This is a genomic window from Allopontixanthobacter sp. (genome assembly GCF_034376665.1).
Taxonomy (GTDB): domain Bacteria; phylum Pseudomonadota; class Alphaproteobacteria; order Sphingomonadales; family Sphingomonadaceae; genus Allopontixanthobacter.
Genome location: NZ_JAXMJI010000067.1, coordinates 90,298 through 110,580, shown reverse-complemented (window position 1 = coordinate 110,580; position 20,283 = coordinate 90,298). Strand labels below are relative to the sequence as shown.

The following is a 20,283-nucleotide window of genomic DNA, read 5'->3' as shown; positions in this document are numbered from 1 at the left end:
GACCCGCTGCCGGACCCGCCCCATTTCTGCTTGGCAAAACCTGTATTGCGTCAGTCGATCCGGCGCACTGTGGTCTTTTCCGGAGCGATCGAAATGCGCACGGTCTCGCCCGAATTGCCGGGGAAGTCGGTGAACATCGCCTCGACCAGATTGGGCACCAGATACTGCAGGCGGTTGGATGTGGACATGGCTTCTGCCTTCCCTTCGAACAGCCGCTCGCCGGTCGCCGCGCGGTCGATCTTTACATCGATGCCGCTGGTGTAGACGGTATAGCTGCGAATATCCGGCCCGGAATCGAAGAACGGATCGTAATATCCGTAGCCCCACGGCCGCCCGTAACTGAGCCGGCTGCGATAGAATGGATGACGATACCCATACCACGGGCCGTAGAACGGATCGTAGAGGCCGACACCGGTCGAACGAATACGCTCGCGTCCGTTGTCCACGCCGTAATCGAACCGCACCAGCAGGCTGGCATTTTCCGGAGCTGCTTCGGTGTAGCCGAGCCGGCGCATTTCTTCTTCAACCTCGTCCGCATAGAGCGCGAATTCGAGGCCGCCCGCCAGCTTGGGATCATCCGCCACCACGGCAAATGTCTGTCCCGCCGGGGCCGGAAGCTGCGACTGGAAGCGTGAAACGTCCGCCTTGAACGGCGTCGCGCAGGCGGCCAGGCCTGCCAGCAGCAGCGGAATCGCCGCCAGCTTTGCGGCGCGGCTGTATCTGGCAGCCAGATTGGGTGTCTTGATTGTCATCCTGCGTCCCTTCGACGAGTAAATGCTCGCCAGCTGACCAATGTTACAGATTCGGCTTGCGATTGTTACTGCTTTTATGCCTCGCCGTGGCTGAACGCACTTTGAATGATATTTCAGGCAGCTATCGCAGCGCGATGACCCGAAAGAATTATCCGCGGACCAGCCCCAGCGCATCATAGGCCGCTTTCAAGGTAGCGCCGCCCAGTTCCCGCGCCTTGGCCGCCCCGCGCGCCAGAATTGCGTCCAGCGATTCGCGGTCCTGTTTCAGCTCGTTGAAGCGCCGGGAGATCGGGCTGAGCGTTTCAACCAGTACTTCACCCAAGGCGGGTTTGAACCGCCCGAAACCTTCGCCGCCGAAGGTTTGCAGCACCTGGTCGATGCTTTCGCCGGTCATGGCGGCATAGATGGTCACCAGATTGAGCGCCTCGGGCCGGCCCGCCAGCCCCGCCTGTTCCGATGGCAGTGGTTCGGCGTCGGATTTGGCTTTCTTAACCGCCTTCATGATCGTGTCGGCATCGTCCGACAGATTGATCCGGCTGCGTTCCGATGGATCGGACTTGCTCATCTTCGCCATCCCGTCGCGCAGGCTCATGATCCGGGCCGCTTCGCGCGGCACGATCGGGTCGGGCTGGGTGAACACCGGCGGGCCATCGGCGCAATAGTCGTTGTTGAATTTCTGCGCGATGTCGCGCGCCAGTTCCAGATGCTGCTTCTGGTCCTCGCCCACCGGAACATGGGTCGCCTGATACAGTAGCACGTCCGCCGCCTGCAGCACGGGATAGGTGAACAGCGCGATCGACGCCCCTTCGCGGTTCTGACCCGACTTGTCCTTGAACTGGGTCATCCGGTTCAGCCAGCCCATCCGGGCGGTGCCGCTCAGCAGCCATTGCAGTTCCGCATGGGCGGGCACCTGCGCCTGGTTGAACAGCACCGATTTGTCGGGGTCGATCCCGCAGGCCACCAGCGCCGCGGTCATTTCCAGGGTTCCGGACCGCAGATCCGCCGGATCGTAGGGCATCGAAATGGCGTGCAGGTCGGCCAGAAAGAACAGGCACTGACTGCCTTCCTGTCCCGCGCCGAACACTTCATCCTGCAGCCGCACCCAGTTGCGGATCGCGCCCAGGTAATTGCCCAGATGCAGATTGCCCGTAGGCTGGATACCGGAAACGACTCTTTTGGCTTGGGGGCGCATGATGCTCTCTCTGCCGCCCGCTTACCCGGGGCGCTTGGTAAATTGCTCGATAGTGGAACGGTTCACGACGCCCAGGGCCACCGCGGCGATCAGGTAAACCGCCGCGCCGACAAGCACAAGCGCGAGGATGGCGGCAATCCGGTCCAGCACTCCGCCCGCGTAATACTCCGCGCCCAGCGGCGTGATGTAATAGAGCGCAGCCCCCATCAGCGCTGCGGCGAGGAAGATGCGCGCGATCCGCCCGTACACCCGGCCAGGAAGCGTGAAATAGCCCTTCAGGGCGAGGAGGATCAGTAGCAGCATCACGTTGCTCCAGGCCGCAAGTGCACCCGCCAGGGCCAGACCCACGACCCCGAAGCGCGGCACCAGGATGAAATTGAGCGCGATATTCAGCAGCAGCGATGCGCCCGCCGTATAGACCGGCGTCCGCGTATCCTTGCGCGCGAAGAAATTGGGGATCAGCACCTTTACCAGAACATAGGCGGGAAGGCCGACGACCAGCGCCGACACCACCGCGCCGGTGGTGAATGCGTCCGCAACGCTGAACGCGCCGCCGACGTAGAACGCCCGGGTGAAGGCGCTGCCGGTGACATAGAGCGCGACCGCGGCGGGCACGGTCAGCAGCATCGCCAGTTCGACAGCATTGCTCTGCAGGCGGGACGCGCCGCCCGCGTCCTCGACCGCGATCATCCGCGACAGCGACGGCAGGATCGCCGTGCCAAGCGCGATCCCGATGATCCCGAGCGGGAGCTGGTTCAGCCGGTCGCCATAGGCGAGATAGCTATAGGCTCCGTCGGGCAGGGTCGCGAGGAAGAACAGATCGATGAACCGGCTGATCTGATAGACCCCCGCACCGAGCACTGCCGGCAGGATCAGGATTCCCAGTTCCTTTACGCCCGGGGTAATCCGGGGCCGCTTCAGGCCCATCCGGAACCCCGATTTGCGGGCCCACCATCCCAGCCAAAGCAGCTGCAGAAACCCGGAAACGGTGACGGCAATCGCGAGGTAGAATCCCACTTGTCGCCGCGCCTCGACGCCGTCCCCCAGCGTGGTGCCGTAAACCAGCGCGGTAATCATGCAGATGTTGAGCAGGATCGGAGCTGCCGCCGCCGCGGCAAAACGCGACAGGCTGTTGAGCACCGCGGCGAACAGCGTCGCCAGGCTCATGAACGCCAGATAGGGAAACGCCACCCGCGCCATCAGCACCGCGAGGTCCATCAGAGCCGGGTCTTCCTCGATCCCTTCGTTGGCGAACAGGCCGGCGATCCACGGCATGACGATAATCGCTAGCGCACCGAACACCAGCAGCACCGGGATCAGGAAAGCGAGCACCTCTTCGGCGAAGCGGCGCGACTGGGAAATATCGTCGCCTTCCTTCATCCGCCGGTTGAACAGCGGCACGAAGGCGGAGGCAAACGCCCCTTCGGCAAACAGGCGGCGGAAGATATTGGGCAGCTGGAACGCCAATTGCCAGGCATCGCCCACGCCGCCCGCGCCCAATACGCGGGCCAGCAGCATGTCGCGGGCGAAGCCGAACAGGCGGCTGACCATGGTCAGTCCGCCGATCGTTCCGACATTCTTGAGCAGGCTCATACCCGCAGCCCGCCGGTCAGCGGAATCAGGCGTTGCCAGCCGGCGTTATCTCGCCCGCTGCCTGTTCTTCCGCCTTGCGCTGCAATTGCTGGATGTAGAGGCCATTGAAGTCGATCGGATCGAGCATCAGCGGCTGGTATCCCGCATCTCTGGTCGCGTCGGCAATGATCCGGCGGGCGAAGGGGAACAGGATTCGCGGTGCTTCGGCATACATGAAGGCGTGCATCTGTTCGTCCGGCAGGTTGCGCATCCCGACGAGGCCGCAATAGGACAATTCGATCAGATAGGCATTGCCCTGCTCGGCCTTGGCGGTGACATTTACCTTCAGTTCGACTTCATGGATCTGGTCGCTGACCGGGGTGGCGCCGATGTTGAACTGCAGGTCGATCTGCGGCTGGTCGGTCCATTGATAGCTGGCCGGGGCGTTCGGATTTTCGACCGACAGATCCTTGATGTACTGCGAGATAATCCCGGCAACCGGCTGCGTATCTTCGCCGTTCGGAGCGGGATTCATGTTGAGATCGGTGATTACGTCGCCTTCGTCGGCCATGATGAATTGTGCTTTCTATTTCGCAAGATGAAACGGTGCCCGCACGATGGAATCCAGGCCGCGCAGGCTTCGGCGCGGCGCGTAGCACCCAAGCGCGAGTCAGGCAACTTTGCAGATGACAGCACCGGCGCGGCCGTGCTCCCACCGTGGCTGAGAGCCTTCAAACGAGGCAATACGGTCGCACCGCGTGGCAGATCGCGCCCTTGCGGGCGTTGTTCATTTGTAATCACTCCCTATTTAAGGCACTATCAGGTTAATCAATGCGGGCGCGTATTGCGCCGGCCAAACTGCGGGTAACCCTACGTGATAATTCAAATCGTCATCCTCGCCATGATCGCCGCTTTTCTCGGCATGCGGCTGTATTCGGTACTCGGCCGCCGCGCGGAGCATGAGGAGGAATCGATTCCGACCCGGTTCGATGACCAGCTAGCTCCGCCAACTCTGCCGCAGGCGGCGCAGGCTGCAATGCCGCGCCCGCGCGAGTTGATCGGCGTGCTGCCGGCAGTGGAGCAGGGCGTACGCGAGATCGCCGCTGCCGATCGCCGGTTCGACATCACCGCTTTCCTGGAAGGGGCCAAGGCGGCTTACGCGATGGTTCTGGAAGCGTTCTGGAACGGCGACAAGGCTGCGCTTCGCGAATTGTGCGATGATGATGTCTACGCCAGTTTCGCCGGCGCGATCGACGCGCGGGAGAAAGCCGGCGAAACGCTCGACAATCGGTTGATCCGGATCGAGGACACGGTGATCCACAGCGCCGAACTGGACGGCCGGACCGCCCGTGTCGCAGTACGCTTCGTGGCTGATATCGCTGCCGTGACGCGCGACAAGGACGGCACGATGATTGCCGGTTCGCTGGACGATGCGATCGAAACGCGCGACATCTGGACCTTCCGCCGCGATGTGACCTCGGCCGCGCCGGACTGGATCCTCGATGAAACGGACGAAGGCTGATCCAGCCGGGTCGGAGCGGGAATTTCGCTCCGCAGTGCTAGCCGGATGCAGATGATGCGGCGACTGGCGGGTCTGGTGGCGGGTCTCGCTGCGGTTACTTTCATTGCAGGCTGCGCCGGAATCGTTCCTGCAGCAAGGGGCCCCGGCGTTTCGCCCGCGCCCGATGCGGCCCTGACCAGTGCAGTTGCCACCGGAATACGCCGCGGCCCGGCTGTCGGCGCTTTGGGCTTGAGCCCCGTCGATGCCGGCACGGCGTTGGCATCGTTCCAGGAAAGTTGCCCCAAATTGCTCGGGCGTACGGATGCGAGCGGACTTACCCGGCAGGACGATTGGCGCAGTGCGTGCGAAGCCAGCGCCGCCTGGCCGGCGGGCCGGGCAACCCACTTTTTCGAACAGTTCTTCGAAACAGCCCGCGTGGGCGACGGCGCAGCTTTTGCCACTGGCTATTTCGAACCCGAGATCAGGGGCAGCCGGACGCGGTTGCCGGGCTACGACACGCCGGTCTATGCCATGCCTGCGGATCTGGTGCGCGGGTGGCCGGAAGACGTGACTGCGGAAAACCGGACGGGCCGCGCTCCGCTTGGCCGCTACGATGAGAGCGGGAAATTCGTGCCCTATTACGACCGCGCCGAAATCGAGAACGGCGCGTTGGCCGGGCGCGGGCTGGAGATCGGCTGGGCGCAGGACCCGGTGGAATTCTTCTTCCTCCAGATCCAGGGTTCGGGACGGTTGATCGCGCCGGACGGCACCGTCACGCGGATCGGCTATGCCGGTCAGAACGGCCGCGAATATATCGGGATCGGCGGGATTATGCGCGAACGCGGGCTGCTGGGCGATGGTCCGGGCCAATATCCGGGAACCATGCAGGGCATCATGCAGTATATCCGCGAAAACCCTGCAGAAGGGCGCGAGTTGATGCAGCTCAACAAGAGCTGGATTTTCTTCCGGGTGCTGGAAGGCGACGGCCCGCTGGGGGCGCTGGAAGTGCCGGTGCGCCGCGAATCCTCGGTTGCCGCCGATCCCCGTTTCGTACCGCTGGGCGCGCCAGTATGGCTCGAACTGGACCGCGAGGAAGCAAACGGCATGTGGATCGCGCAGGACACCGGCGGCGCGATCAAGGGCGCGAACCGGTTCGACACATTCTGGGGCGCGGGCGAGGATGCGCGGGCAATCGCGGGCGGGATGACTGCGCGGGGGCAGGCGCTGGTCCTGCTGCCGAAGGGCACGGTCAAGCGCCACACCGGACAATGAAGCCGCCGCGCGGCCTCAGCGCCGAGGAAGCGGAAGCCTGGGCACGGGTCGCCGCGTCTGTGGTGCCACTGGTGCGGCGGCGTTCGGGAGCTCCGCTGCCCAAGTCCGCCTCACTCTTAGAGGCGACCGAGACCATCCCCGCGCAGAAAGCGACGATGCGGATACCGCCGCCCCCTCCGCCACAATCGCCTGCCAAGCTGGTCCCCGTCCGAGCTTTGCGGCCGATCGGTACGGGCGGCCTCGATTCGCACTGGGACAAGCGGCTGAAGGCGGGCAGCATCGATCCCGATTTCACTCTCGACCTGCATGGTCATGGGCTGGATGCAGCGCATGGACGGCTGGAAAACGGTATCGGCCAGGCGCGGGCCATGGGCGCGCGGCTGGTGCTGGTGGTGACGGGCAAGCCGCGACCCGTCGATGCCGCCGACCGAGCCGATCGGCGCGGGGCGATCCGGTCCAAAATCCTCGACTGGCTGGCCGCGGGCCAACATGCGGACGCCATCGCCGCCATACGAAAATCGCACCGCCGCCATGGGGGCGACGGTGCGATCTATATCGTCCTGCGAAAGTAGGGCGTCAGCGGCTCAGGCCGCCGCGTAATTCAGCGATCGGATAAATCATTGCCGCCAGCAGGAGTGACCCGCAACCTTTAGCGTAGGTCCGCCCCGCACTGCGCCCGGTGCAGCATCTTGTGATCGGCCAGCACCAGCGCCATCATCGCGGCTACCACCGGGGTCCCGCGAATCCCCACGCAGGGATCGTGGCGGCCCTTGGTCCGGATCTGCGTATTCGCGCCGTCGCGGCCTATGGTGTCGACAGCGCTCAGGATGGAGCTGGTCGGTTTGAAGGCCACCCGGCACACCACCGGCTGACCGGTCGAGATACCCCCCGCGATGCCGCCGGCGTGATTGGCCTTGAATTCGGGACCAGCTTCGCCGCTGCGCATCGGATCGGCGTTCTGTTCGCCGGTGAGTGTCGCGGCGAGGAAACCGTCGCCAATCTCCACGCCTTTCACCGCATTGATGCCCATCATGCCCGCCGCCAGATCGGCGTCCAGCTTGGCATAGATCGGCGCGCCCCAGCCTGCCGGAACACCCGTTGCGACGCATTCCACCACCGCGCCGAGCGATGATCCGGCTAGCCGCGCCTCGTCCACCAGTTTCTCCCAGCGCTTCGCAGCAGCGGGATCGGGACAGAAGAACGGGTTGTTGCTGATTTCGGTGAAGTCGATGACGCTGCGGTCAATCTCGTCATGGCCGATCTGCGCGACATAGGCGGTGATCGTCACCTCCGGAATGACCAACCGCGCCACTGCGCCCGCCGCAACGCGCGCGGCGGTTTCGCGCGCGGATGACCGGCCCCCGCCGCGGTAATCGCGAAACCCGTATTTCGCGTCATAGGCGTAATCCGCGTGGCCAGGGCGGTAAGCCTTGGCGACCTCGGAATAATCCTTGGACCGTTGATCGACATTCTCGATCATCAGCGAAATCGGGGTGCCAGTCGTCTTGCCCTCGAACACGCCGGACAAAACTCGGACGGTGTCCGGTTCCTTGCGCTGGGTAGTGTATTTCGACTGCCCGGGGCGGCGCGCATCCAGGAACGGCTGGATGTCCGCTTCCGACAGGGCGAGCCCCGGCGGGCAGCCGTCCACTACGGTGCCAATAGCCGGGCCGTGGCTTTCGCCCCAGGTGGTAAAGCGCAGGACTCTGCCGAAGGTGTTGTAGCTCATGGCTGCATTCCTTGTCGCATGATCGCCGCGCTGTCCATAAATGTCCGTAAAGGGTGGACCAGGCGCAGCTTTGCGCGCAAGAACAAACCATGATTGCGAAGTTGAAGGGCCTGCTCGACGAAACCGGTTCGGACTGGGCTGTGATTGACGTCCAGGGCGTCGGATATCTGGTGCATTGCAGCGCCCGGACGCTGACCGCGCTGGGCGGGATCGGCGAAAGCTGCACCGTCTATACGGACCTGCAGGTAAGCGAAAACGACATGCGCCTGCTCGGTTTCGCGGAAGGATCGGAACGCGACTGGTTCCGCCTGCTGACCCAGGTGCAGGGCGTGGGCAGCAAAGTCGCGCTTGCGATCCTGTCCGCGCTTTCAACCGCTGAAGTCCAGACCGCCTGCGCCAATGGCGATGCAGCGATGGTGGCTCGGGCGAACGGCGTGGGGCCGAAACTGGCAGCGCGGATCGTCAACGAACTGAAAGACAAGGCGGGCGGAATGCCCGGCGGCGGCGCTGCAGTGGGCACAGTGGTGATGCCCGCCGGCTCCGCCAGCGCGGATGCAGTCTCGGCGTTGCAGAACCTCGGCTTCAAGCCGGCTGTAGCCGCCAGCGCGGTGGCCAAGGCGCAAGGCGAATTGGGCGAGGATGCGGATTTGAACGCGCTGGTGCGGGTGGCCCTGAAGAGGGCTGCGGGGTGATTTCCTATATTTGTTCGACAAATCTCTATGAATATGTATGGTAATTCCATGTCACAGCTTAATGTCTCCATTCCGCCCGCTCTGCGTAGCTGGATCGATCACCGGGTTGCCGAAGGCCGCTATTCCAGCGCCAGCGATCTGGTTCGCGATCTGCTGCGCCGCGATCAGGAATCGGCCGCCGATGAAACCGAATGGCTCCGCGCATTGATTGCGGAGGGGCTGGCGTCGGGCATTTCGAAGGAAAAGCCGGAAACGATCATCGACAATATCATCGCCAAACGGCGCGCAAGGCGTGGCTGAGGTCGAATTCTCCAACGCTGCCGAAACGGACCTGGTGGAAATCGATGAATTCAGCGCTTCCAGATTCGGCGAAGGAGTTGCGGAGGCTTACATGCATGGGTTCGACGAAGCCTTCGGCCTGCTGGGTGACTTTCCCCTGTCCGCGCCGCTCAACCCTGAGCTCGGCAAGGGTATCCGTTGCCTTGTTCACCGCCAGCACCGGATATTTTATCAAGTCGAGGGCAACGCGGTGCTGATTGTGCGCATTGTTCACCATGCGATGGATGCCAATATGGCGCTGAAGGGAGGGGCGGGGTGATGGATGCGGCATCAATCGAGGCTCACTATCCCACAGTGATGCATTCACTCATTGGCAGGTTATCTGCGGCAAGTTCGCTTCTGACCCAAATCGACGAAAACAAGGAGCACAGAGAGAACTGGTTGCGATTGGATTCTGTTGCTTTGCAAGTCCGAAAAGTTTGTGAACTTATTGTACTCGGATCTACACTCGCACATTTGCAGGAGGGCACAGAATTGGACCCCAAGCACTGGCATCCGAAGGACGCGTTTAAGGAGCTTGAGAAATTCAATCAGCATCCGTTGCCGATGCCTCTGCAGTTGTACATCAGCGTTGATGAGCACGGTGCAAAGCAGTTTGTTCCGGCAATGAAGCCCATACCACTTTTGGCTCTCAATCGAGTTTATGGGCAGTGTGCCAACATCCTCCATGTACCCTCCGCGCAGAAGGTGCTTGAGGAGCAAGTAGTTCCGTTTGAATGGGCCAAATACAGATCATGGGTCGATGACTTAGTGCGAGTAACACGGTCACATGCATTGCTCCTCCCCTCAATTCAGTCGTTGATCGTTTGTCGTTGGTCAGGAGTATGCGGCGAAGACCCTGAGATAACGATGGCATCTGGAATCGGAGAGGCCGTTTTGGACGCTGAAAACCTAGCGGACTTTGATTTGTTAAGCGCATGACCTCCCCCACCCCCCTTCATGCGGCTGACCGCCAGCCGGAAGATCCGGATGCAGCCCTGCGTCCCAAAAGCCTTGCCGAATTTGTCGGGCAGGAGGCGGCGCGGGATAATCTGCGGGTGTTTATCGAGGCGGCGCGCGGGCGTGGGGAGGCGATGGACCATGTGTTGTTCTTCGGCCCGCCGGGGCTGGGCAAGACCACTCTGGCGCAGATCGTCGCGCGCGAACTCGGCGTCGGTTTCCGCGCCACTTCCGGCCCGGTCATAGCCAAATCGGGCGATCTGGCCGCGCTGCTGACCAATCTGGAGCCGCATGACGTTCTGTTCATCGACGAGATCCACCGGCTCAATCCGGTCGTGGAGGAGATCCTCTACCCGGCGATGGAGGATCGCGCGCTCGATCTGATCATCGGCGAGGGGCCATCGGCGCGCTCGGTCCGGATCGATCTGCCGCCGTTCACCCTGATCGGCGCGACGACGCGGCAGGGGCTGCTGACCACGCCGCTGCGCGACCGGTTCGGCATTCCCGTCCGGCTCAATTTCTATACCGAGGCGGAACTGGAACGGGTGGTGACTCGCGGGGCCGGGCTGCTGGCAATGAAGATCGAAACGGGCGGCGCGCGCGAGATTGCCCGCCGGGCGCGCGGCACTCCGCGGGTGGCCGGGCGGCTGATGCGCCGCGTGCGCGATTTCGCCCATGTGGCGGGGGACGGGTCGGTAACCGCAAAGGTTGCGGACGAGGCGCTGACCCGGCTGGAGGTCGACCGGCTGGGCCTCGATGCGATGGACCGGCGCTATCTGATGATGATCGCGGAGATCTACAAGGGCGGTCCGGTGGGCGTCGAAACGCTCGCCGCGGGCCTCAGCGAACCGCGCGACACGGTGGAAGAAGTGATCGAACCCTATCTGATCCAGCTTGGCCTGATCGCCCGCACCGCGCGGGGGCGGTGCCTGAACGATCTGGCGTGGCAGCATCTGGACATGACCCCGCCGCCAGCCCCCAAACCGGGCGAAGAACCGAATCGGCAGACCGGATTGTTCGACGGCAAAGGTTAACGCGGGGGCCAGGCCGGACAGGAATTGCTGCCTGATCGGTTTCATTGTGGGACATCTCGGCCAGACGCGGCCACTCCGGACCCGCCCATCTCGCCAAAGCGGCTCAATTCATGGTTAATCCGGTTGCGGGTTGCCGGGCGCCGACGTCTGTTGCCCGGACAGGGAAGTGCGGACTGGCGGATGTGCTGCTGCCGGAACCCGCGCTACCCGGAAGCAACAAGAGAGCCTGCTCATGTCGGTAAAGATGGCCCTGGCGAAATTGTCCGCAACCGCAGCCGGCGGCGCGCTGCTTGCGGGCGGCGCGGTCCATGTGGCGGAAAAGCCGGCGGCAGCAAGCATGCACATCGCATCCGGCAAGTCGGTCAAGGCCCAGCCGGTTAAATATGTGAAGCAGCGCACTGCCGAACGCAGCGTGCCCAAGACCGTCACGCGCAAGCGCCGCATCGTCAGGCGGGTGGTGGAATGCGAGCCGGTCGGCCCGGGCGGCGTATTGCCACGCGGCGCAGACGGCGTAATCATCGAGGGCAGCGAACATTGTGCACCGGCTTACCGGATGGCTTATGCGGCGGTCCCGGCACCGCTCCCCCCGCTGCCCCCGTTTCAGGGCGGCGGCGGCGGTGATGTGACCGTGATCGGCGGCAGCGGCGGATTTGGCGGCGGATTTGGCGGCGGCTTCTTCGGGGGCTTTTTCGGCGGCGGCGGTTCGAGCGGCGGTAGCGTGAATATCACCTCCACCACTTCAACCTCCACCAGCGGATCATCCTCTTCGGGCGGCGGCATCATCATCGATATCGATAATTCGTCGGGCGGCACGTCAACATCGACGTCAACCGGCGGAAGCTCGACTTCGACCGGGGGGAGTTCGACCTCCACCTCCACCGGCGGGAGTTCGACCACGACCGGCGGCGTCAGCACCTCCACTGGCGGGATTTCCACATCGACCGGCGGAGTCTCTACTTCGACCGGAGGGGTGAGCACGTCCACCGGGGGTGTGACCAGTTCGACCTCGACCTCGACCAGTTCGGGTAACGTTTCGAGCAGTTCGGGAAACGTTTCGACCAGTTCGGGAAACGTTTCGAGCAGTTCCGGCAATAACGCCAGCTCCTCGACTTCCGGCAACGTCTCGAGCAGTTCCTCGGGGAACGTCTCGAGTAGTTCCTCCGGCAGTGTTTCCAGCAGCTCTTCGACTTCGTCGTCCACCTCGGGCAACATCTCCACCAGCACGTCGACCTCGGGCAATGTCACCAGCTCGACCTCGACCAGCAGTTCGACCTCCTCGTCCACTTCCTCGTCCTCGTCATCGTCCACCTCGGGCAATGTGACGAGCACTTCCGGAATGACCACTTCGGGCGGTCACGGATCGACCAGCGGCACCCCGGTTCCGGCCCCGCCCATGACGATCCTGTTCGGACTCGCCGCGGCAGCAGTCCTCGGGCGGCGCAAATTCAGACGGAGGAAGGCAGCGTAAGCTACCCTTCCGGCGTGCGACAAGAAGCGGGCGGCATCTGCGAGGATGCCGCCCGTTTTTTTCGAAGCCGTTCAGGCCGGGCGATCAGGCCGCCAGATTGCGCAGCACGTAATGGAGGATGCCGCCGTTTCGGTAATATTCCATCTCGTTGGCGGTATCGATCCGGCATTTGGCGGTGAAGCGGAATGTCTCGCCATTCGCGCGGGTGACATCCACGGTGACATCCTGCCCCGGAACCAGATCGGCCAGACCACGGATTGTGAAGCTGTCATCGCCGGTCAGGCCCAGCGTTTCGCGGGTGTCGCCGCCGGCGAACTGCAAGGGGAGGACCCCCATGCCGACCAGGTTGGACCGGTGGATCCGCTCGTAGCTTTCGACGATTACCGCCCGCACGCCGAGCAGATTGGTGCCCTTCGCCGCCCAGTCGCGGCTGGACCCGGTGCCATATTCCTTACCCGCGATTACCACCAGCGGAGTGCCGTCCGCCTTGTGCTTCATCGCGGCGTCGTAAATTGCCATGGTTTCGCCGCCATAGGTGGTCATGCCGCCTTCGACACCAGGGACCATTTCGTTCTTGATCCGGATGTTGGCAAAGGTGCCGCGCATCATTACTTCGTGATTGCCGCGGCGCGAGCCGTAGGAATTGAAGTCTGCTTTCGCCACCTGGTTTGACATCAGATATTCGCCCGCGGGGCTATCTTCCTTGATCGATCCAGCGGGCGAAATGTGGTCGGTGGTCACCGAATCGCCGAGTATCGCCAGCGGCTTTGCCTCGACAATGTCGATGATCGTGGCGGGGGTCATGCTCATGCCGTCGAAATAGGGCGGGTTGGCCACATAGGTGCTGCCCGGACGCCACTGGTAGGTGTCCGAACCGGTCACATCGATCGCCTGCCAGTGCTCGTCACCCTTGTAGACATCGGCGTAGCGCGCTTCGAACATGGCGCGGTCGATTGAGCTGGCACGCAGGTCGGCAATTTCCAGATTGCTTGGCCAGATATCCTTCAAATAGACATCGTTCCCGTCCCGGTCCTGCCCGATCGGGGTCGAGACCATATCGGTCGTGACGGTGCCGCGCAGGGCATAGGCCACCACCAGCGGCGGGCTGGCGAGGAAGTTGGCGCGGACATCGGGTGATATGCGGCCTTCGAAATTGCGGTTGCCGGACAGCACGCTGGCGGCGACGATGTTGTTGTTGTTGATCGCGGCACTGATCGGCGGCGTCAGCGGGCCGGAATTGCCGATGCAGGTGGTGCAGCCATAGCCGACCAGATCGAAACCGATCGCGTCCAGATCGTCCTGCAGCCCGGCCTTGACCAGATAATCCGTGACCACCTGCGATCCCGGTGCCAGGCTGGTTTTGACCCAGGGCTTGGGCTTCATGCCCAGCGCGTTGGCCTTGCGCGCAACCAGACCGGCGGCGATCAGCACATCGGGGTTGGAGGTGTTGGTGCAGCTGGTGATTGCCGCGATCACCACATCGCCGTCGCCAATGTCGTGATCCTTGCCTTCGACTGCGACGCGCTCCGCCGCGGATTTCTTGTAGACCGAGGCCAGTTCGCCGTTGAACAGATCGTCCACTTCGGGCAGCGCGACCTTGTCCTGCGGGCGCTTGGGGCCGGCAAGTGACGGAACAACGCTGCCCATGTCGAGGCTGAGGGTCTTGGTGAAAACCGGTTCATGCGCCGGATCGAACCACATTCCCTGGGCGCGGTAATAGGCTTCGACGAGTTGCAACTGGTCTTCGCTGCGACCGGTCAGGCGCAGATATTCCATTGTCTTGTCATCGACGCCGAAGAAACCGCAGGTCGCGCCATATTCGGGCGCCATGTTGGCGATGGTCGCGCGGTCTGCCAGACTCAGCTTGCTGACGCCGGGGCCGTAGAATTCGACGAAACTGCCCACCACGCCCACTTCGCGCAGCATCTGGACGCAGGTCAGCACCAGATCGGTGGCGGTGATGCCCTCGGCCATTGCGCCAGTGAGCTTGAAACCGACCACTTCGGGCACCAGCATGGAAACCGGCTGGCCCAGCATCGCGGCTTCTGCCTCGATCCCGCCAACACCCCAGCCGAGCACGCCAAGACCGTTGATCATGGTGGTGTGGCTGTCGGTGCCGACGCAGGTGTCGGGATAGGCCACGGTGGCACCGCTCGGGTCCTGGCTGGTCCACACGCATTGGGCGATATTTTCCAGGTTTACCTGATGGCAGATGCCGGTACCCGGGGGGACCGCCTTGAAATTGCTCAGGCTTTTCGAACCCCATTTGAGGAAGTCATAGCGTTCCGCATTGCGCTGATATTCCATTTCGACATTGTGTTCGAATGCCTTGGGATGGCCAAACTCGTCCACCATCACCGAATGGTCGATCACCAGATGCACCGGCACCTGCGGGTTGATTTTCTGCGTGTCGCCGCCCAGCTTCGCAATTGCATCGCGCATGGCGGCCAGATCGACCACGCAGGGAACGCCGGTGAAATCCTGCAGCAGCACGCGGCCGGGGCGGTACTGGATTTCCTCGCCCGTGGAAGGATTGTTCTGCCAGTCGGCGATTGCCTGGATATGCTCCCGGGATACGGTGAAGCCCCCGTCCTCGAACCGCAGGAGATTTTCCAGCAGGACCTTGAGCGAGGTCGGCAGGCGGGAAATGTCGCCGATCGATTCCGCCGCCTTGGCGAGCGAATAATAGGCGATTTGCTTGCCGCCGACTGTCATCGTGCTGCGGGCGCCGATTGTGTCTGTTCCGACCTGGGTCATGGTGCGCTGGGTCCTTTCTATCTGGATGCTCGCCCGCCTGCCAACAGGCGCGTTTCCGCCTATCGGCCGGCGAGGGGATATTTGCCTCGCAACTGCGCGTTCAGGCGCGGTTGGTCAAGGGTGCTACCCCTGCAAAATGCCAAGAAAACGGCTCCATCAACCCGCTTTCAGGCAATCGAAGGGCTAGATCGCGGTTTGTTCGGTTTGCGGCATTGCCGGCCGCGGACGGGCTACGATCCAGCAGCCAGCGACGATCAGCAGGGTTCCGGCGATGGTGGCCGCGGTGACCGGCTCGCGGAAGAACAGCCAACCGAACAGCGCCGCCCACAGAAAGCCGCTGTATTCCATCGGCACCAGCGCCTGCGCTTCCGCACGGGCATAGGCGAAAGTGATCAGTAGGGAGCCGAGCAGGGTCAGGACCGATGCCACCGCAATGTCCCCCATCGGGCCCGCCGCGGGCAGGATGAGGAACCACGGCGCGAATACCGCCAGCACGGCGCAGGCCACGCCGCTGTGGAAGGTCGTCGCCTCCAACGGGCTGGAAACCTGAGCCTGCTTGCGGATGACGATGAAATTATAAGCGTACAGCAGGGCCGAAAACAGGATAGCGCCAAGGCCTTTGAGCGTTTCGGTATCGTACTCGGCGCTGCCCAATCGGGCGCCGATGATCACGCCGGTTCCCGCCAGCCCCAGCACCGACGCGACGATCGCCTCGCGCCGGATCTGCTCACCCAGCAGGATGGCGGCGAGGTACAGCGCGATCAGCGGGGCAACAAAGCTGATCGCGATCGCTTCTGCGATCGGCAGCTTGGTCAGCGCATAGAAAAAACTGAGCGCCATGAACCCCGACACAGTTCCGCGGATCAGGTGGAGGCGCAATACGCTGCGCTGGGGCCAGCGGCCTCCGGTTCCCAGCCAGATCGGTAAAATGATGGCCGCCGCGATGGCGGAACGCAGCACGGCAGCGCTGTACGCCCCGGCAGCCAGAGACGCGCTTTTCATGAACGCGTCCATCAGGGACAGAAAGCCAACCCCGGCCAGCGCCGCAAGAAATGGCAGAAAGGCACGAAATTGCAGCACAGCGCGCCCTTATCTGCTACCGCTCGATCCGTCACCAGCTTAGCGCGATTCACCACAGATACAGGCGGGATGGTTGATGCAGGGGCCGAAGTCGGGTTATTTACGATTCGACCGTCCAGTAGAATGCATTTTCCGTCAGTGGGGCCAAGGGTAAATATGAACATCTCCGTGCGTTTTTCGTTGCTTGCGGCTGCAGCCTTGGCTGGTTTCGGGGCGGTCCCGGGCCCGGGGCTCGCCCAGCAATCCGCGCCGAGAGATCTTCTGCCGCCCGAAAGAACGATCCCGAGTAAACCGGTCGAGGCGGGAACGGACGCGGTGGTTTCCGGCCCACTGGCGAAACCGCAATCGGTGGCCGAAGCGTTCTCGGACGAAGTGGTTCAGGAAGTACCCTCGATCACCCAGCCCTGGCCCGTAAAACACGCCCGCACGCTGTTGACCATGATCGAGCGGATCGGTTCCGAAGGGCTGGATCCCCTCGACTACAATCCGATCGCCTTGCGCGCTGCAATCGCCGGGGGGCCGGGTGAGAGGTTGGACGAGATTGCGAGCCAGAGCTTTGCTTTCCTGGTCGAGGACCTGCGTGACGGACGCACCCCGATGGATGCGCGCAAGCAGTGGTTCGTGTTCGATCCCGACGCGGACCGGTATCCGACCGCGAAACTGATGGGCGACGCGTTGGCGAGCGGCGACCTCGCCGGCACGCTGGCCCGGATCAATCCGGAGCATCCCGACTATGCGCGGCTGAAGGAAGAACTGGCGAAAACACCGGCTGCGAACAAGAAACGCCGCCTGATGATTCGCGCCAACATGGATCGGTGGCGCTGGCTGGCGCGCGATCTGGGCAGCCAGTATCTGATGACCAACGTGCCGGAATTCCAGCTGCGGCTGACGGTCAACGACAAGATCATGCGAACCTACAAGACCGTGGTGGGCAAGCCCGGCCGCACCGCTACTCCGCAGTTGGCCGAAAGCGTCGAAGGGGTGATTTTCAACCCGACCTGGACCGTCCCGCAGTCGATCGTGAAGGGCGAAGGTCTGGGCGCCCGCGTACTGGCCAACCCGGCGTGGGCGCGCAACAACGGCTACAAGGCCACCAAGGGCGAGAATGGCTGGGTTAACGTGGTGCAGCAGCCGGGGCCGGGCAATTCGCTGGGCCTGATGAAGCTCGATATGCCCAACCGACATGCGATTTTCCTGCACGATACTCCCGCGCGTCAATTGTTCGAAACCGCCAACCGGGCGCTAAGCCACGGGTGCATCCGGACCGAACGCGCCACCGAACTGGCGATCACGCTGGCCATTCTCCAGGGCGGGCTGACCGCGCAGGAAGGGGTCGATCTGATCAAGGGCGGGGAATACACCAAGGTGGCATTCCAGAAGCAGATGCCGGTCTACATCACCTATTTCACGATGGCGCAGGACATCGACGGGAAGCTGTCGACATTCGCCGACATCTACGACCGGGATGCGCCGGTGCTGGCCAGCTTCGAGGCGCCCCGCAAGCCGAACCGGTCCCGGGTGACGGGTGAGCAGGTGATCGTGATCGAGGACGATCTGCGAATTACGTGAGCCCGACCGGGAAAGTTTATCGGACGATTTTCATCAGATCAGGGGCTTAATAGACACCGGGATTGAGCTGTTGAATCCCGGTTGGCCTTTCGGGCGTCAAGACTTCGATTTCGCGCCGCTGATCTTCGGGAATTATACTGCCATCTTCGCGCAGACCGAGGCTGTCGGCATAGAGCACCCGCCCACCGCCCAGGTGGAGCAGTGCCAGCTTGAACTGGGCATCGCCCATCGCGAAACAGCCGTTGGATCTGCCCAGTCGGCCCCATTTGTCGAGGAATTCCGGCTCCGCATAGCTTGCGCGGTGCATCACGATCGCGCGGTTGAGCGCGTTGGAATTGGTCGGTTCGATCCCTTCCAGCCGGATCGAGGTGCCGTAGCGGCCCGTGTACCAGCCGTAGGTCATATAGGTGCCTTTGCTGCTGCAATGCGACCCGTCCTCGTTGGAAAACCAGTTCAGCCAGCCATCATGTTCCGGATCCGATCCGTCCCCGTGGCTGACCAGGTAGGAATCGACCCGTCCGGCTTCCAGATTGACGAAGTGGAACCGCGGTTCGGACGATCGCAGGCCATAATCGGCGATCCCGACGAAATCGGTCCGCCACAGCATGCTTCCGGCTTTTGCCTGCTGCTGCCGGGCGATCTCCATCAACTTCCGGTCGCGCAGCCCGAGCGGCGAGGCTTGGGCAAACACGCGCGGCACACCGCCGAAGCCCGCACCGAGCGAAAGCCCGGCGGCCACACTGCCTGCAAGAAGTTCACGCCGTTTCATAACACCTGCTTACCTTACCAAATCTATCAGGATGGTGAATACGGATTCTGCCCGGCAAGATTTACCAATTCGTCGAATATCGAATTTACAGCGATGCCAGCAAAATGCACGACCCGAGCCTGCTCATGCGGCGTTGTGCTCTGCGCGTGCCGCGACCGCCAGCCGCTGGAGGGCCGGGATCCCCTTGGCAATAGCTGCCTGGAACGGCGCCAGCGCCGCCAACTTCGGACTGCCGTCCCTCGCCAGACCGGCAATTGTAGGTCCCGACGGATCGAGCCGCGCTTTCGCCAGCCAGCTGCTCACCGCAGGGTTTTGCGCCCAGGCCCCGCGGTTCATCATCGTGGTCAGCATGGCCAGCGCATAGGTGTTCGGCGTATCGGTGAGCGGGCCGGGGCGGGCCAGCGCGTTCCTGGCCTCGTCACTGTCGAAATTCGCTTCGAGGAAAGCGGCCACGGCAGCGCTCAGCGTGACCAGCGGAACGTGGAGCGCCTGCAGCGTGATCCGCTCGCCGCCGAACAGCGGGACATGGGAGTTATATGCGTGGAAATCGACCGCAGTGGCGGTGCAGTCGATGAACAATGCGTCTTCGGGCACGGATATTTCGGCGCTGGCGAAGACCATTCTGCCCGCCGCGATCCCCGTAACCCGGCCATGACGGACCACGCGCGTGATCCGGCGCAGCAGATCGACTTCGCCTTCGGAAATGGTCGCGAAATGGAACATCGCCGGTTTCACCTCCGGGTCGAGCCGCAGCATGTACCCGTCCCGGCCAAGTATTTCGAACATTTCGTCGCCGGTGGCCGCCTCCGCCGCGGCGTTGAGCTGAGCGATCTGGTTTTCGACCATCGCTTGGAAGAAATCGGGGCCGGGCTGGGTATAGGTGCGGTTGATCAGCCACGAATCGCGCGGGCGCACCCAGGTGATCCGGTCCGGATCGACGCCTGCCTCCAGCAGCCACACCCCGGCGTCCATCGCCGTCTTGCCTGCGCCCAGAATGATATAATGGCCGGGCAGATCGTCCCCGCGCATCCACAAATCGGGCAGCTGTCCGGGAATGGCCAGCGGTGTGCCGTCCGCCACTTCGAACTTGCGCGTGTGCGTGGCCGGTACGGAGGTCTTGTAGAATGTCGCGTCCACCAGCTTGCGGCGGATTTTGACGGTGCTTTCCTTGCCCGACAGGATCGACCGGAAGCGGGCTATGCCGCCTTCGCAATCGATATATTCCGACAACGGATGATAGCTGACCCGGCCGCTGGGCAGCAGGTGGCGGCTCATCAGCCGCACGAAATAGGCGGAAACCTCGGCTCCGCTGGCCAGCGGAAACAGGCCTTTGTTCGGTCCGTGGTCGTCCACCGTGTCGTCACCGAATTCCATCGAATTGACGCCGTAGAACGCAGAGGGTTGATGCAGCGCGACGAAGGAATAGGCATCGTTCCAGTGGCCCCCCGGCCTGGCGTGCTTGTCCACGATGGTGATATGGCAATTGGGATCTTCGTCCAGCAAGGTGTCGGCAAAGGCCAACCCCACCGCGCCCGCGCCGATGATCAGGTAATCGGTCTCAGGCCCGGGCATCCGCATATTCCCTCTTGGTATTATGGTTTTCGGGGGTTGTTTTGTG

Annotated in this window: 19 protein-coding genes; 9 read left to right on the top strand and 10 right to left on the bottom strand. The window is 63.0% G+C overall.

Features of this window, described 5'->3' with window-relative positions; genetic code table 11:
* Positions 1 to 50: 50 nt before the first annotated feature.
* The 4 genes from U0988_RS07515 to secB form a co-directional block, all read right to left on the bottom strand.
* Positions 51 to 752, bottom strand: a complete 702-nt coding sequence (locus U0988_RS07515; RefSeq protein WP_322292005.1) for a DUF4136 domain-containing protein — start codon at positions 750 to 752, stop codon at positions 51 to 53.
* A 148-nt stretch (positions 753 to 900) separates the two neighbouring features.
* A complete protein-coding gene (trpS, locus tag U0988_RS07510) occupies positions 901 to 1,944 on the bottom strand; it encodes a tryptophan--tRNA ligase (RefSeq protein WP_322292004.1) in 1,044 nt (347 codons plus the stop codon).
* 21 nt (positions 1,945 to 1,965) lie between these two features.
* Positions 1,966 to 3,537, bottom strand: a complete 1,572-nt coding sequence (murJ, locus tag U0988_RS07505; RefSeq protein ID WP_322292003.1) for a murein biosynthesis integral membrane protein MurJ — start codon at positions 3,535 to 3,537, stop codon at positions 1,966 to 1,968.
* A gap of 25 nt (positions 3,538 to 3,562) precedes the next feature.
* The gene (secB, locus tag U0988_RS07500) at positions 3,563 to 4,087 is read right to left on the bottom strand and encodes a protein-export chaperone SecB (RefSeq protein WP_322292002.1); all 525 of its coding nucleotides are present in this window, start codon (positions 4,085 to 4,087) and stop codon (positions 3,563 to 3,565) included.
* A 303-nt stretch (positions 4,088 to 4,390) separates the two neighbouring features.
* On the opposite strand from secB, the gene U0988_RS07495 reads away from it, so the two are divergent.
* The 3 genes from U0988_RS07495 to U0988_RS07485 are packed head-to-tail and all read left to right on the top strand — an operon-like array spanning position 4,391 to position 6,861.
* Positions 4,391 to 5,038, top strand: a complete 648-nt coding sequence (locus tag U0988_RS07495; protein WP_322292001.1) for a Tim44/TimA family putative adaptor protein — start codon at positions 4,391 to 4,393, stop codon at positions 5,036 to 5,038.
* A gap of 51 nt (positions 5,039 to 5,089) precedes the next feature.
* Positions 5,090 to 6,289: a murein transglycosylase A gene (locus U0988_RS07490; RefSeq protein WP_322292000.1), complete on the top strand. Its 1,200-nt coding sequence runs from the start codon at positions 5,090 to 5,092 to the stop codon at positions 6,287 to 6,289.
* A complete protein-coding gene (locus tag U0988_RS07485; protein ID WP_322291999.1) occupies positions 6,286 to 6,861 on the top strand; it encodes a Smr/MutS family protein in 576 nt (191 codons plus the stop codon). The genes U0988_RS07490 and U0988_RS07485 overlap by 4 nt, the downstream gene beginning before the upstream one ends.
* Before the next feature lie 77 nt (positions 6,862 to 6,938).
* Here the strand turns inward: U0988_RS07485 and aroC are convergent, their stop codons facing one another.
* A complete protein-coding gene (gene aroC / locus U0988_RS07480) occupies positions 6,939 to 8,018 on the bottom strand; it encodes a chorismate synthase (RefSeq protein ID WP_322291998.1) in 1,080 nt (359 codons plus the stop codon).
* Positions 8,019 to 8,107: 89 nt separating this feature from the next.
* Between aroC and ruvA the strand changes: the two genes are divergently transcribed.
* The 5 genes from ruvA to ruvB are packed head-to-tail and all read left to right on the top strand — an operon-like array spanning position 8,108 to position 11,022.
* Complete coding sequence (gene ruvA / locus U0988_RS07475) at positions 8,108 to 8,710, top strand: Holliday junction branch migration protein RuvA (protein ID WP_322291997.1); 603 nt, start codon at positions 8,108 to 8,110, stop codon at positions 8,708 to 8,710.
* Between the two features lie 48 nt (positions 8,711 to 8,758).
* A complete protein-coding gene (locus U0988_RS07470; RefSeq protein ID WP_322291996.1) occupies positions 8,759 to 9,010 on the top strand; it encodes a type II toxin-antitoxin system ParD family antitoxin in 252 nt (83 codons plus the stop codon).
* On the top strand, positions 9,003 to 9,308 hold the full coding sequence (locus U0988_RS07465; protein ID WP_322291995.1) for a type II toxin-antitoxin system RelE/ParE family toxin: 306 nt from the start codon (positions 9,003 to 9,005) through the stop codon (positions 9,306 to 9,308). The genes U0988_RS07470 and U0988_RS07465 overlap by 8 nt, the downstream gene beginning before the upstream one ends.
* Positions 9,308 to 9,970, top strand: coding sequence for a hypothetical protein (locus tag U0988_RS07460; protein ID WP_322291994.1), 663 nt, complete (start codon positions 9,308 to 9,310; stop codon positions 9,968 to 9,970). The genes U0988_RS07465 and U0988_RS07460 overlap by 1 nt, the downstream gene beginning before the upstream one ends.
* Positions 9,967 to 11,022, top strand: a complete 1,056-nt coding sequence (gene ruvB, locus U0988_RS07455) for a Holliday junction branch migration DNA helicase RuvB (RefSeq protein WP_322291993.1) — start codon at positions 9,967 to 9,969, stop codon at positions 11,020 to 11,022. The genes U0988_RS07460 and ruvB overlap by 4 nt, the downstream gene beginning before the upstream one ends.
* Before the next feature lie 600 nt (positions 11,023 to 11,622).
* Here the strand turns inward: ruvB and U0988_RS07450 are convergent.
* From U0988_RS07450 to U0988_RS07440, 3 genes are all read right to left on the bottom strand, one after another.
* Complete coding sequence (locus U0988_RS07450) at positions 11,623 to 12,366, bottom strand: hypothetical protein (RefSeq protein WP_322291992.1); 744 nt, start codon at positions 12,364 to 12,366, stop codon at positions 11,623 to 11,625.
* Positions 12,367 to 12,574: 208 nt separating this feature from the next.
* Positions 12,575 to 15,247 carry an aconitate hydratase AcnA gene (acnA, locus tag U0988_RS07445; protein ID WP_322291991.1) on the bottom strand — a complete coding sequence of 891 codons (2,673 nt, stop codon included), beginning with the start codon at positions 15,245 to 15,247 and terminating at the stop codon, positions 12,575 to 12,577.
* A gap of 183 nt (positions 15,248 to 15,430) precedes the next feature.
* Positions 15,431 to 16,327, bottom strand: a complete 897-nt coding sequence (locus U0988_RS07440) for a DMT family transporter (RefSeq protein ID WP_322291990.1) — start codon at positions 16,325 to 16,327, stop codon at positions 15,431 to 15,433.
* Positions 16,328 to 16,483: 156 nt separating this feature from the next.
* On the opposite strand from U0988_RS07440, the gene U0988_RS07435 reads away from it, so the two are divergent.
* On the top strand, positions 16,484 to 17,896 hold the full coding sequence (locus U0988_RS07435; protein WP_322291989.1) for a L,D-transpeptidase family protein: 1,413 nt from the start codon (positions 16,484 to 16,486) through the stop codon (positions 17,894 to 17,896).
* Between the two features lie 46 nt (positions 17,897 to 17,942).
* Here the strand turns inward: U0988_RS07435 and U0988_RS07430 are convergent, their stop codons facing one another.
* Entirely contained in the window at positions 17,943 to 18,665 is a 723-nt protein-coding gene (locus tag U0988_RS07430; protein WP_322291988.1) for a murein L,D-transpeptidase catalytic domain-containing protein, read from the bottom strand.
* A 123-nt stretch (positions 18,666 to 18,788) separates the two neighbouring features.
* Entirely contained in the window at positions 18,789 to 20,237 is a 1,449-nt protein-coding gene (locus tag U0988_RS07425; protein ID WP_322291987.1) for an NAD(P)-binding protein, read from the bottom strand.
* Positions 20,238 to 20,283 lie beyond the last annotated feature (46 nt).